Annotated in this window: 17 protein-coding genes; 9 read left to right on the top strand and 8 right to left on the bottom strand. The window is 41.1% G+C overall.

Annotated elements, in window-relative coordinates:
• Positions 1-7: 7 nt before the first annotated feature.
• A complete protein-coding gene (locus tag M3193_RS13330; protein WP_251628950.1) occupies positions 8-1,606 on the top strand; it encodes a M20/M25/M40 family metallo-hydrolase in 1,599 nt (532 codons plus the stop codon).
• A gap of 97 nt (positions 1,607-1,703) precedes the next feature.
• Here M3193_RS13330 and M3193_RS13335 read toward each other — a convergent pair whose 3' ends face one another.
• The 7 genes from M3193_RS13335 to M3193_RS13360 form a co-directional block, all read right to left on the bottom strand.
• A complete protein-coding gene (locus tag M3193_RS13335) occupies positions 1,704-1,832 on the bottom strand; it encodes a YvrJ family protein (RefSeq protein WP_251628527.1) in 129 nt (42 codons plus the stop codon).
• A gap of 244 nt (positions 1,833-2,076) precedes the next feature.
• Positions 2,077-2,295, bottom strand: coding sequence for a DUF2922 domain-containing protein (locus M3193_RS13340; RefSeq protein ID WP_251628529.1), 219 nt, complete (start codon positions 2,293-2,295; stop codon positions 2,077-2,079).
• A 32-nt stretch (positions 2,296-2,327) separates the two neighbouring features.
• The gene (locus M3193_RS13345; RefSeq protein ID WP_251628531.1) at positions 2,328-2,546 is read right to left on the bottom strand and encodes a DUF1659 domain-containing protein; all 219 of its coding nucleotides are present in this window, start codon (positions 2,544-2,546) and stop codon (positions 2,328-2,330) included.
• A 423-nt stretch (positions 2,547-2,969) separates the two neighbouring features.
• On the bottom strand, positions 2,970-3,287 hold the full coding sequence (locus M3193_RS13350; RefSeq protein ID WP_251628533.1) for a hypothetical protein: 318 nt from the start codon (positions 3,285-3,287) through the stop codon (positions 2,970-2,972).
• A 114-nt stretch (positions 3,288-3,401) separates the two neighbouring features.
• The gene (locus M3193_RS16870) at positions 3,402-3,638 is read right to left on the bottom strand and encodes a WapI family immunity protein (RefSeq protein ID WP_435372052.1); all 237 of its coding nucleotides are present in this window, start codon (positions 3,636-3,638) and stop codon (positions 3,402-3,404) included.
• Entirely contained in the window at positions 3,581-3,832 is a 252-nt protein-coding gene (locus M3193_RS13355; RefSeq protein ID WP_251628535.1) for a WapI family immunity protein, read from the bottom strand. Before M3193_RS13355 ends, M3193_RS16870 begins: the two co-directional genes overlap by 58 nt.
• A 97-nt stretch (positions 3,833-3,929) precedes the next feature.
• Positions 3,930-4,481 (bottom strand): hypothetical protein, encoded by a 552-nt coding sequence (locus M3193_RS13360; RefSeq protein ID WP_251628537.1) that lies wholly within the window; start codon positions 4,479-4,481, stop codon positions 3,930-3,932.
• Between the two features lie 219 nt (positions 4,482-4,700).
• Here M3193_RS13360 and M3193_RS13365 point away from each other — a divergent pair, with 219 nt between their 5' ends.
• The 8 genes from M3193_RS13365 to M3193_RS13400 all read left to right on the top strand — a co-directional run bounded on the left by M3193_RS13365 (position 4,701) and on the right by M3193_RS13400 (position 11,732).
• Complete coding sequence (locus tag M3193_RS13365) at positions 4,701-5,261, top strand: sigma-70 family RNA polymerase sigma factor (RefSeq protein ID WP_251628540.1); 561 nt, start codon at positions 4,701-4,703, stop codon at positions 5,259-5,261.
• Complete coding sequence (locus M3193_RS13370; RefSeq protein WP_251628541.1) at positions 5,236-6,429, top strand: hypothetical protein; 1,194 nt, start codon at positions 5,236-5,238, stop codon at positions 6,427-6,429. The genes M3193_RS13365 and M3193_RS13370 overlap by 26 nt, the downstream gene beginning before the upstream one ends.
• A gap of 396 nt (positions 6,430-6,825) precedes the next feature.
• A complete protein-coding gene (locus tag M3193_RS13375; protein ID WP_251628543.1) occupies positions 6,826-7,434 on the top strand; it encodes a peptidase E in 609 nt (202 codons plus the stop codon).
• Positions 7,435-7,950: 516 nt separating this feature from the next.
• A complete protein-coding gene (locus tag M3193_RS13380) occupies positions 7,951-8,904 on the top strand; it encodes a calcium/sodium antiporter (protein WP_251628548.1) in 954 nt (317 codons plus the stop codon).
• Positions 8,905-9,096: 192 nt separating this feature from the next.
• The gene (locus M3193_RS13385) at positions 9,097-9,372 is read left to right on the top strand and encodes a hypothetical protein (protein WP_251628553.1); all 276 of its coding nucleotides are present in this window, start codon (positions 9,097-9,099) and stop codon (positions 9,370-9,372) included.
• A gap of 233 nt (positions 9,373-9,605) precedes the next feature.
• Positions 9,606-10,076 carry a hypothetical protein gene (locus tag M3193_RS13390; protein ID WP_251628554.1) on the top strand — a complete coding sequence of 157 codons (471 nt, stop codon included), beginning with the start codon at positions 9,606-9,608 and terminating at the stop codon, positions 10,074-10,076.
• Positions 10,073-11,332, top strand: coding sequence for a replicative DNA helicase (locus M3193_RS13395; RefSeq protein ID WP_251628556.1), 1,260 nt, complete (start codon positions 10,073-10,075; stop codon positions 11,330-11,332). Before M3193_RS13390 ends, M3193_RS13395 begins: the two co-directional genes overlap by 4 nt.
• Positions 11,301-11,732 (top strand): hypothetical protein, encoded by a 432-nt coding sequence (locus M3193_RS13400; RefSeq protein ID WP_251628557.1) that lies wholly within the window; start codon positions 11,301-11,303, stop codon positions 11,730-11,732. Before M3193_RS13395 ends, M3193_RS13400 begins: the two co-directional genes overlap by 32 nt.
• 528 nt (positions 11,733-12,260) lie before the next feature.
• Here M3193_RS13400 and M3193_RS13405 read toward each other — a convergent pair.
• The gene (locus M3193_RS13405; RefSeq protein WP_251628559.1) at positions 12,261-12,962 is read right to left on the bottom strand and encodes an Ltp family lipoprotein; all 702 of its coding nucleotides are present in this window, start codon (positions 12,960-12,962) and stop codon (positions 12,261-12,263) included.
• Positions 12,963-13,069: the final 107 nt, after the last annotated feature.

Below are 13,069 nucleotides of genomic sequence, written 5' to 3' on the forward strand. Positions count from 1 at the left end.
GGGAATGATGAAAGAATCTTTATGGGCGACATCTGAGAACCTACGTGCTTTGTTATGTGAACTCGTCAGTTGGGATAGTCGAACACTGACAGAAGGGGAGCGGTTTTTTGCACCGAAAGTTATGGCGAAGCTAGGCGAGCTCGACTACTTCCGGGATTATCCTGAACTGTTATCAATGCATGACGCAGGATTGGGCCGGAGTGCTGTCACTGCATTGTACAAGCATGCCGAAGCGACGGAAACGATTGTGCTGATCAGCCATTTTGATACTGTTCAGACCGAGGAATATGGTGTGTTGGAACCGCTTGCTTTTCATCCGGAAGAGTTGACAAAGAAGCTGCATGACCATAAAGAGGATTTATCTGTGGAAGCGAGAGAAGATCTTGAATCCGGTAATTACTTATTCGGCCGCGGTACGATGGATATGAAGATGGGTCTTGCTCTACACATGCAACTGATCGAGAAAGCGAGTATAGAAAAATGGCCGATCAACCTTGTGTTGACGACTGTTCCCGACGAAGAGGTCAACTCTGCAGGAATGCGAACAGCCGTTACGGAGCTCGTCCGTCTTCGGGAAGAGTATGGCTTGACATACAAATTGTTTTTGAATGGCGAACCTTCTTTTTCTCAAGGTCCAGCAGACAATAAAGAATACATCTATTCGGGAACGATTGGGAAAATCATGCCGGCTGCATTGTTCTATGGTAAAGAGACGCATGTCGGAGAACCACTTCGAGGGATGACGGCGAACTATATCGCTTCGTTTTTGACACAGAAAATGGAATGGAATGAACGGTTTCGGGAAACGGATCGAGGGGAGAGCACGCCGCTACCGGTTTCGCTGCAGCAAAAGGATCTGAAGATGCAATACTCGACCCAAACACCTTACCGTGCGGCTGCCCTTTACAATGTGTTCTTATTCCAGCGGACTGCTGCTGAAGTGATGGATCTTTTCACGGAAGTTGCTAGTGAAGCGATGGCGGAGTGCAACGCGCATTATAAGGCAGTTTGTGAACGGGAGCAGCTGAAGGGTGTAGGGGATGTGAAAGTGCTGCGGTATGAGGAACTGTTGTCATATGCCTTGAACAAACTAGGCGTGGAGGAAGTGAAGCGGCACAAGCAAGAAGTGCTCCAGAACGAGGAATGGGATGATCGTGAAAAATCGCTGCGCATTGTGGATAATCTGATGATCCAGTGTCAGGAACTTGCTCCGGCAACTGTTCTGCTCTATGCGCCTCCCTATTATCCGGCCATCAATTCGTCAGATTCTCCGCTCGTTGAACAGGCGATCAAATTAGTACAGCAAACTGCAAGTACGTTCGACTTAACGGTGAATCAAATTCATTACTTTAATGGAATCTGCGATTTAAGTTATGTGAACTATTCGGATGAGGAGAACGGTTGGACAGCTTTTGAAAATAATACGCCTGTTTATGGCGAAACCTATAGCATCCCATTTGAGGAGATGTCCGAACTGCAGGCACCCGTCTTGAATGTCGGCCCGTTCGGAAAAGATGCACACCAGAAAACGGAGCGGCTGCATGTGGATAGCGCATTCAAAGAGATGCCGGTCATTTTGGAAACATTGGTTAAAAGCATGTTCTGATAGACGTTTCCGGGGCTGACTGTCACCAGGCCTATCAAGTTTTTGGTACCAGGTTCTCATTGAATTTCAAATTGTTCAAGAACCTGGCACCCTTCACTTACTTCACTTTCAACGAAACAAGTGCATTGTGAATGGCCTCGAGTTTCGTTTCAAGCCGGTGCAAGAGGTAAAAAGATACGAAAATCGGAAATCCGATTTGTTGTATAAGATTTATCCATTGTTCCATCTTGAATTCGCCTCCTTCTTTATAATGCGTAGGGCGGCGTTTTGCCTCGACAGGCACTGGAGGACTTGAAAAAAAGGCGCTATTTGCCTTTTCTTTCAAGACCGAAGTGACCCGAGAGGTGGCAAATATATGCTCCTAACGCTTCGCTTTTACTCGCAAAAGCCGTTCTTCGTAACGGCTTTGGCCGCCCGAAGCTGGAATGGATAATGAAAAGGCTCCCCAGCCAAGCCGGAGAGCCTTTTTCTTATGCTTTTACAAGATCGTCTACGTTGCGTTCGATAATGCGGGCGCCTTTTACGGTTGCAAGATAGGAGCCATCCACTTCAAAAACCTGTGAATTGATAATCTCCTGCATGGCTGCCTCCACTTCGGCTGGTGTCAATCCAGCTTTTGGCTCGTCCACTGTTAGGGATGTTTGTTTTCCCGCAGCGGTTGTGAAGTTCAATTGTAACGTTTTCGCCATTCCTCATCTCCCCTTTCTCCTTAGTTTTCTACTTAGTTCATAATGTCAGCTGTTTCTACTCGTTCTGCTCCGATTAATGGATATTCGGAGAGCTGTCCCAATTGTGTAAGGGCTTTGTGTAGGTTGTCAGCCGTCGCCCCTTCTGCGATGTTACGGTAGGATTTTGATTTTCGGATCATTTTCCCATCCTCCGTCATCCCGCCGTCAAAGTACACCTTTCCAACTGCATTTCTGAATTCGATTGTCGCCATTTGCTTCCCCTCCTTTCACACACTATATAGACTTGAAATGAGGGAAAGGATACTTCTTCGTGAAAATTTTAAAAAGAATAGTAGATGCGTAATGAACTAGTTCCATTAGAAGTGGATTTTGTCAGCCCTACAATTGATTCAATAAATGAAAAGTTCTATGTCAATCAGACAAGCTTGCCACTGGATGAAAGTTAAGTGGAGACTGCAAAAGCCCTGCAAAAAGAAGTGGATTATAAATTAAGGGGTTCGGTTGATGGGGAGAAAAGTGTAATTAACAACAAATAACAGGTTAAGCAGCATACATTTCAACAGTGAAATAGCCATATAAAAACAAGTAAAAGCGCTCAGAAATTTGAACGCTTGTTAGCGTAATATTCTACTATCCTTATTGAACTAAAGCACCCCGTTAGTTGAATAAGAAATTTAATTTTCGACTGTTTTTATATCGAATTTCATATTGTCTAAATTCCAAATATCAGCATCAGTATTAGAAAAGACAGTTATTTCAAGCTTTTGTCCAATGTTATATTTCTCTACATTATCAACGGGTATTTCGTATACATTTCCTTCTCGTCTACCCTGAGAAACCCCGCCATACTCCTTCATAATCAACATTTCTTCTTCAACAAGAATTTCTTCTACTGTACCTGTGAAAGTAAAACTTTCTTGATAATCATCAGAACAGCCAGCAAAAAATAAACAAATCAATAATGTAAAACTTATTGTAAATTTAGTTTTCACAAGGCACCCCCTTGAAAGATTAGATGCATATTACGTACTAAAGTTTCAAATTGTTGTTAAACTAACCTGCCCCGTTAGTTGAAGAACGAAGGATTATAAAGATTGAGTTTCTTACTATGGTTTACCTATGACAGGAAATTGAATAATGATATCATCTAATTCTTTTATTAGCATATTTAAATATGTCTGATCTGATTCAAATTTAAATTCAAGTACAGCACCATTCCCTGCTGGATAGCAAGTCTCTGCATTCCATTTGATTTTGCCTAACTTATCTATTTCGCCTTCAAAATCTAAATTACCCTCAAATTTGTAAGGCTTGCCTTTGCTCTTAACGATTGACGTAATGATTTAAGTTCATTTAGGAACTTTCCTAATTCGTCTGTTCTTAAATCAGCATCAAAACTTACCTGATAACCTGGAATCTCTATTTTAATAGTCGCATTAACCCAATTAGCATCCCAGTAATCAGAACTGTTAGGATAACTTCGATACAACACATCTATTTCTACTTTTGTTTCCTCACCTAAAATATAGAATTTCATTAAAAACACCTCTAATGCATTTTGATCTAGGAATGAATGGGATGAATTAAATAAAACCTTATTGAATTAACCTGCACCGTTAGTTCAACAAGTAAGATTAATAACTAGTTTGCATTTCTTCAATTACATTTCCATCAAGAGAAAGTCCTATTAATGTAGCATCCAGAAGTTCTCTATCTGCAATTAAAAACCAAAACCTATCCTTATTATTATATTTTATCACTTTGGCTTGATATTGATTCCCGTCTTTCGTGATAACTTGTACTTTCTCAATTTCAGGGTCAGTTATTTTCCCTCTAAGTAAATCAGTATAACTTGTTGAATCATCCCTTAATTCTAAATGCCCCCAATTCAACTTAGAGTCCTCTAACAGATATAGACTTCCTCCCCGAACAATTTTCCAACCTAAGAAACTTTTCTCCAAGATTACATTCCCAAACGACGAATCTTCACCATGCCCCCACTCGTAAAAGGCAATAGCTTTATTTTTTTCTAGTAATTCAATATGAGCTACTTTTAATTCTGGTTGTTCTAATGCTATAACAGCCTTTTGAATTTCCTCTATCGCGTCTTTTGATGCTACGTTTATAAAATAAATACCAATAATAATTAAAACAGTTATCAGTAAAAATAAGATCCTTTTCCCCATTTTAATCTCCTTTTGACTATCCTGCTTCATTAGTTTAAAAACACCATTTCATAATATTCAATATATTTTAACATAAATTTCTTATCTTACTGTATTTCTTTCCAATATGACGCATCGGGAGCACATTTTTCATTTGTCCATTAATTTTGAAACCTTTTGCATCCATGCACTCGTCTTAGAGGTAAGATTGTTTTTAGTGAGGGTTGGTGAGAGTGGAAAATGCTAGATAAAAGTGGCGGGCATCATTCCGAGGAGGAAATATGGCTATCAGGTTTGATGGACAAACTTGGCGAACGCTTGACGAAGCTGTCTTTCAGCTATTTGAAAGATTGGGGGAGAGCGCAGGAAGTCGTACAGGATGTTTTTTTCATCTGTTATAAGAAACGTCATCAAGTGCTTGAATTGGATTCCATTGAATCATGGCTATACAGAGTCACTGTGAATCGGTGTAAAGACGTTTTGCGGACTTCATGGTTCAAGAAAGTGACCGTCAACAATGATCTATTTCATTATCAAAAAACGGATCAGCCATCGCCTGAAATTGCTTCTATCACAAAAAGCGATCATGAGAAGTTGGCACAGCTTGTTCTGGCATTACCGATTAAATACAAAGAAGTCATTTTGCTCTTTTATTATGATGATCTGTCGATTGAGGAAATCAGTTATGTGTTGAGGTCCAATTCAAATACGGTTAAAACCCGTTTGAAAAGAGGGCGGGAATCATTACTGAAGAACATGGAGAGGAGTGATTTTCTTGAAAGATCCTATGACGGATATTAAAAAGTCGTTAGACGATACTGTCTTCAAAGATCCGAAGTTTACTGCGAAAAATAAGCATGCAGTCTTTCAAAAGATTCATAAGCCGAAAAAAGTGTATCTTCTTCCTACATTGGTTGGGGGGATGCTGATCACGATATTGGCCTCGGCGGGCATTTATTTTGCGTCAGAAAAGCTGAATGGGGAAAGTCCAATTGCATCTGAACCAAATAGTCCTATCACAACGGAGATTCCGCCAAGTAATGGGCAGGGGGGAACGCAAGCCACTCCTGTATATGCGGTTGCGGATGAGAACGAACTCTCTATGGCAGATGCTGAAGCGGCGTATGAAATGACCGTGGATGCACTGACGGATTATTACAATGCAATCTGGAACGGCACGGATATTGACTTGGATCGGTATATCGAGAACGAGAACCTTAAAGCATATATGCAAACGAAGGTCGAATCTGAATATAAGAAGTACGGCACGTTGGATAGCAAGGTGAAGAGTGTTGAAATTGGGGATTGGGAAGTGAAGTTTTCGGATGATGAGAAGGGAGGCTATCTGTATTTCGAGGTCCCTGTCGCTGTCCAAAAGCATCATGGAGGTGGGTATTGGGAAGCTACTGAATTCTTTGTGCGGAATCTAGATGGCAAGTTGACCATTGTAGACTGGTACACGGGTGGGAAAGATACGTACGATTACGTAGTGCGTGGGTATACGCAAAAGATTGACGATCCTGATATTTGGAATGACCGTGAATGGGTGAAAAAGTTCACAAGCGGCACTGGCCTGTTTGATTTCGAGCAGAAGGTTTATGATCGATTTACGCTCAACCGAGACGAGAAAGAATTAAGGGGTTTAGACCCGATCAGCATCGCGAAATTATATGTATATGCAAGTTTCCATCAGGATTTTGAAACGGAGTACGCACTTTACACGGATAGGGAGGATCATATCTTATGGACCAAGGAAGAGGATGAAAAAATCCCTCTGTCTGATCGCGGAACACCAGAACAGATCCTGCAAACATTTAGGAATATCGAAAAAGGGACTTTTGTCAAAACGAGTGAATACGAGGGATATATCGAATTTTATCCAAACGGTGACTCTGACGATAAATCCGGATTCTCTATGATCAAAAATGAGGATGGAATCTGGCAAGTGGCGTTTTTACCTGTGCAGTAATAATAGTTCAGTACCTCACATTTAGTTACAGGAAGAAATTCGAGCAATCATTATAGAGGCAAAGGAGAAGTGGGTATCCCGTGCAGTTGAGCGGTACAAAACGTTAAATAACGGCGTAAATATCAATACAAATAACACTAAATTATAGGACGAACTAGCAATGCATTAGCATTGCTTTTTTATATGTATATCGAGTTATTCGGTAAAAAAAGGAAACTGATGAGTAATGTGCTATTATTCAAAGACGAAGATTTAAAGCTCTGAGTAATAGTAAAAGACGCTTCTTCAACTAACGCAGCAGTTTAGTTGAAGAAGGGAAATGGGAAAAAGTATAGAATACTTATTCCTCATAGATATAGGTATAGTGAAAAGGCAATTTCAAAGGAGGAAGACATAATGGATAGAAATATTCTCGCAATTTCTGGTGGTGGCTTTTCTGAAGAAGATAATGCCTATATTGATGAATATTTACTGAAAATATCCAGAAAACAGGAACCATTAAAAATTGCATTTATTGCTACGGCAAGTAATGATGCAAATGGTTATATTGATAAATTTTACGGGGCTTTTAATAAAGAACATCCTAGCCATCTTACAATTAAAGATTTTGATTCACCAAACATCCAAGAAGTTGTAGATACTTTAGATATTGTATATGTAGGTGGTGGCAATACTCAATATATGCTTGAAATTTGGCGAAAAACAGGCTTCGACATTGTATTGAGAAATGCATATCAAAACGGTGTCATCTTAGCAGGAATAAGTGCAGGAGCGATGTGTTGGTTCGAAACTTGTTACAGTGAAAAAAATGACGAAGTGTACGAAGAATTTAAGGGTCTAGGAATATTAAAAGGCAGTTTATGTCCGCATTATAATGACGTTGAACGGCGTCTTGCATTTAATAACTGGGCAACTACTAAACATAACAGCACTTTATATACTTTAAATGACACTGAAAACTTACATTTCAAAAATGAAAAGTTAATCGCAAAAATTATTACATAGAGGTTATATAACAATTTACCACTTATTTAAAAAAGCGGATAGGAGTTAAATGAGGATGTTTGTGAATAATTGTACTTAAAGTAACGGGGTGCTTTAGTTTAAGAAGAAAACATTTCGTTGTTTTAAAATGAGGAAAACGCCGAATTAATGTTCAGCATTTTTTATCGTTTATAAACAATGTCTTCTCACGAACACACTCGATCATCAACGACTCCAATTTTCATTTTTAACGTTTAGATTAGCGCTAGCTTTAACACATACATTGGCAGACCTACAATAGAAATTGTCGATATGACGTCCAAAAGGGGGGGTTCATCGATAGATGTTGATATATAGGCGAATGGAAAGAGTCCAATTCATGTGCGAATTCGGACTCTTTTTGTGTGTTTACATTAGATTTTGTACCTCTGAACTTAACGGGTTAAGAAGTGGGTGTCCAGCTTTTTAATTTCGTAACAATGGGGTATGTATTTATTGAAATTACAATAGAAATGTTTGAAGTGGGGAGAACAAACTGTGGCTTATATTTTATTAATTGTCGGATTTGCATTGTTGATAAAAGGAGCAGACCTCTTTGTTGACGGGTCTTCTAATATTGCGAAACTGCTTCGGGTTCCGTCTATTTTAATCGGGTTAACGATTGTGGCTTTTGGAACAAGTTCACCGGAAGCGACTGTCAGTATTATTGCAGCACTGGAAGGAAGTGCAGATGTTTCACTGGGTAACGTAGTTGGAAGCAATATTTTTAACATTACCCTTGTTGTAGGTGTAGCAGCTTTTTTATATCCGTTGAGAGTTGAAAGTGAAACCATTCGAAAAGAAATCCCATTTACCTTACTCGCAAGTGCGGCATTGCTAATTCTAATGTGTGATATTTTCTTACAAGGGTCCAATAGCAACTTGCTGACACGGAGTGATGGATTTATCTTTTTATTGTTTTTATCCATTTTTATGTACTATATAATTGAACTTGGCCTAAAAAGCCGAAAAGATACAGCTGGTGAACCAGTTCCGGAGAACATCAAATGGGGTAAAAATATAGTAATTACCATATTAGGCCTGGCTGCAATTATGTTCGGAGGGGATTTGGTAGTAGATAACGGTACGGAAATTGCTTACTCTCTTGGTATGAGTGAAGCATTGGTGGGGTTAACGATTATCGCCATTGGAACATCTCTACCTGAACTTGTCACTTCTATCTCTGCGGCACTGAAGAAAGAAAGTGAAATTGCTTTGGGGAATATTGTTGGTAGTAACATTTTTAACATTCTTTTTGTACTAGGTGTATCAGCTACGATTTCTCCCTTAGCAGTCAATGATAAAATGTTTGTTGATGTCATTCTAATGATTGTCCTGACTATGGTATTATTGGTTTTCTCAAGAACGAGCTTCAAGATTGGAAAGCGGGAAGGGTCAGTGCTTGTCATCGCCTACATCATTTACATGGCGTATATTTTCATACGGAATTAATAACAGGGACCACAAATAATACAACCATGAAAATAGGTACCAGGTGCTCACTGAATTTTGAATTATTCAGGAACCTGGTATTTTTACTATGATTTCATCGTTATTACATATAAAATATACTTCGGTACTTCTTTAATTTACAGAAGAAGGATGAACTGATCACAACAATAAATAATGTAACGGAGGCTATTTATGAATTATAGAATCAGTAACAAGCAAGTATTTGAACAAGCACAGGTGCGATCGGTTTCAGATGTACCGTTCACTGAGGAAGAACGTCAAAACGGCATGAAACTTGCGGTTTCTAAGGTGGATCCTACGCTGGCTTTGTATTTGGTTGAAATAGATGGTTATAAGAAATTTGAGGTCCGTTGGGATGATTCGCAGGAAATCTTCACCGGCTGGAATTCCGCCTGGGAAAACTTCACTTGGTGTCTGAATGTCGTAAGCAATTCAGCGGTTGAGTAACATCGTTTGCAGCGCCAGGTTCTCATTCCGAGTTTTACTCAAGTAATACTAAAAAACTAAAGTGATCCGCACCAACCCATCGACAAGAAAGTCGAAAAAGGGTTGGTGTTTTTTGTGCCTGAAAAATATATTTTCTCCCGCAGTATCCTTTTCCTAAACTCGCATCTATATAAGGTATGACAGGTCTGGTCAATTACGTAAAGGGGCGTGGGAAGGAAATGAACAGTGGGTGGATGAAAGTACATAGGTCGTTATTGAATAAGCCGATTTGGACGGAGGCGACGTCGGAGCAGAAGGTGGTTTTGATGACGTTGCTTATGATGGCGAATTACGAGGAGAAGCAGTGGGAGTGGGGTGGAAAGGTGTATGTATTGCAGCCGGGTCAGTTTGTCACTTCTCTTCCGATGCTCGTTCAGCGATGCGGGAAAGGGGTCACCGTGCAGAAAATCCGGACAGCTTTGAAGCGCTTCGAGGCGTATGGATTTTTAACAGACGAGTCAACAAATCAGAATCGGCTCATAACGATTGTCAATTGGGGCTCTTATCAAGGAAACGACTGCAAGCTGACAGGCGGATTAACAGGCAATCAACAGACGGGTAACAGGCAACTAACAGCTACTAAGAAAGAAAGAACTAAGAACATAAGAAAAAGAGCGCGTGTGAATGAATTCACGTTGGATCTGACGAAGGGAGAAGCGATATGATTGCGGAAAAAGCGGTTCTCGGTTCGATGTTGAAAGAGAATTATTTGATAACGGATTCCGGCATAGCCGTTTCCCATTTTGCAAATCCGGTCCATAAGATGATCTTCCAGTCGATGAAGGAACTTCGCGCGTCAGGGAAGACGGTTGATTTCATCACTCTGCTGACAACGTTCAGTCCACAGGATTTGGGCGGGGCGAATTATGTGAAAGACCTTACGAATTATGCGCATATCGAGAAGTTCGATGACCATGTCGGGGCGATGCTGGACGTTTGGCGGGAGCGTGAAAAGCAGAATGTGCTGCAGATTGCGGGGCAGGAAAATTGGCCGATCGACCGGGTTATGAGTGAGCTCGATGCACTTATGGATAATCGGGTAAGTGACCACTCCGATATTTTCGACTTGTTGATGGATGTGTACGAGGATCCGTTCACCGAGAAGGGAATTGAGGATGGCGCACCGTCAGGCATTGGGAAGCTGGACGAGATGACGAACGGGTTTCAAGACGGTGAATTGGTCATTTTGGCTGCGCGGCCGAGCATGGGGAAGTCCGACGTCATGCTGACGATTGCAAAGCATGCCGGATGGGAAGGCCGTTTGCCGATCATCTTTTCGCTTGAGATGTCGGGCACGAGTTTGCGGGATCGGTTGATCGCATCGACGGGGCGGTTTTCAAGAATCCGTATGCGTGATCCCTATTCATTATTCAGTGAGTCGCAAAAGGACGATTGGGTGAAAACGATTGGAAGAGTGGCGGAAACGAATAGCCATTTTTTTGACCGGAGCAGGCAGACCGTTGCGGAAATGCGGATGAAGGTGCGTAAGATGATCCATCAATTTCCTGATGTAAAACCGGTTATTTTGATTGACTATCTGACGTTGATTCATTCCGAAGACAAGGGCTCCAACATGCATTTGCAAGTTTCCCAGATCACGAAGGATTTGAAGGGGATGGCACGTGAGTTCAATTGCCCGGTCATTACGCTGGCACAGTTGAGCAGGGCGGTTGAACAGCGGAATGACAAGCGGCCGCTCATGTCGGATTTGCGGGAATCGGGCTCGATTGAGGAGGATGCGGATGTCATCGTCTTTTTATACCGAGATGCATATTACTCGAAGGATGAGGATGATAACATACTGGAACTGATCGTTTCGAAGAACAGGAACGGTCCGGTCGGGACGGCATATGCGGCTTACAATAAATTTACGGGGGAGGTCATCGGAATTGGAACTGACAGTGAAAGAGCTATTTCATGATGCGATTTTGTACGATGTGCCTCATATGGCGCATGCCGTTTATTACGCGGTGGAGAAAGGGCTTGTACAGTGGGATGATCTTGAAAGCCGGATTCCTTATGAGCGGTTGGATCATGATGCGATTAAGAAGATACGGGACGAAAATTGGTTGGAGATGTGTACGGTCAAGCTGTTCGTCATTCCGATTGGCAGGAGACGGTTTGCGATCTATTTGGCGGAAAGAGAGGAGGAGGCGAGGGTGCAGCATCGTCAGATTTACGGTGGACCTGCTAAGCAGGTGATGGATGTGAGTGGCAGGATGGATGCGTCGGTTTATTGTGAGGAGACGGGTGTGTGGCAGTCGTTTTGGGAGTTGAAGCGGCAGGCGGTGGAGTTTCCTTGTTTTGTGGGGGAGATGTAATGAAAACGAGACCCATCCATATCCATCTGGCTAGTATTTGTTAACCTAGCATAGAGAACTGGTATCCATTCAGTCAGAACTTGTATCGTTGTCAAACACAAAACCGATTGTTCCCCCCAGAAATGCTTAGTATTTCAAACTATGCTTAGCTTAACCAACATTCCATAACTAGTTTACCTTAAATCAGATTAGGTCAAGTCTATTTTGGCGTATGACGCTTATGGCGAGATATCCAAGTGCCGTTCCTCCAATGGCCCTTAACAGTAACTGTCATAGGGCCGCGCCTTCGCGGATTCTCAGAACACTTACCTCTTCTAGGCATGCTGATCACCTCACTTTTCACGTAGCGGTTGGTTAAGCTACCTTACTATACCTCAAATTAATAGTAGGCAAACGTACGTTTTGGTGGATGAATAAAAATTTCGAAGCAGGTAATCGGCATCTAAATATACCGGATCGAGTGAATGCTTGGTGTCTCACAATGAAAAGCCCTCAACCAAAGAATTGGATGAGGGCGGGAATCACAATTTATTTATCTAAATTAGCAATCGCGTAATCTGCTTCAGCCTTTGTGAATTTCTCGCCGTATTGAGAGGTGAGTTGGTCTCTAATCGCTTCTGGTGACATACTCATTGATTCCTGATAACTTTTTGCTTTTTTCAATGCGTTTTCATTAAAATCAGCTTTCATATTGTCAACAGCATACTTTGCCTCTTCGGCAGTAAATTTTTCACCATGTTCAGAAGTAAGTTGATCATAGATTCCTTGTTTTGACATGTGCATTGAATCGGAATAGGATTCGGCCTTTTTCAAAGCGTTTGCTTTCCAGTCAAATTCAAGATTATTCATTGCATACTCGGCAGCTTCTACAGAAAACTTTTCTCCATATTCGGAAGTTAATTGATCAAAAATACCACTTTTGGACATGTTCATTGTTTTTGCGTACGATTCGGCTTTTTTCAAAGCAGATTGATGTTCTTTAGGAACATTCTCTTCTACCTTCGCAACTTCTTTTTTAGCCTCTTCTTTTTTTGGTTCTTCCTTCTCTTCCTCTTTCGTCTCCTCAGGCTCAACTTTTGCCGTTTCAGTAACTGCTGGTTCGTTTTCCACTTTGTTTGTGTCTGCTTTTTCATCATCATTGCTGTTGACAGCTATCACGATAATAATCGCAATCACCCAAACCCACCATTTTTTATAGAACGGTTTTTTCTGTTTTGGCTTTTTCTCCATTTTTCGTATCTCCTTTATGTATATTCAGGTCAATTATATCATATAAGAAACTGGTAATATAGTTCCAGTTTATTCATGGTGTATGGTACTATGATTATAATTGTTGA

It is taken from the genome of Sporosarcina luteola, assembly GCF_023715585.1.
Taxonomy (GTDB): domain Bacteria; phylum Bacillota; class Bacilli; order Bacillales_A; family Planococcaceae; genus Sporosarcina; species Sporosarcina luteola_D.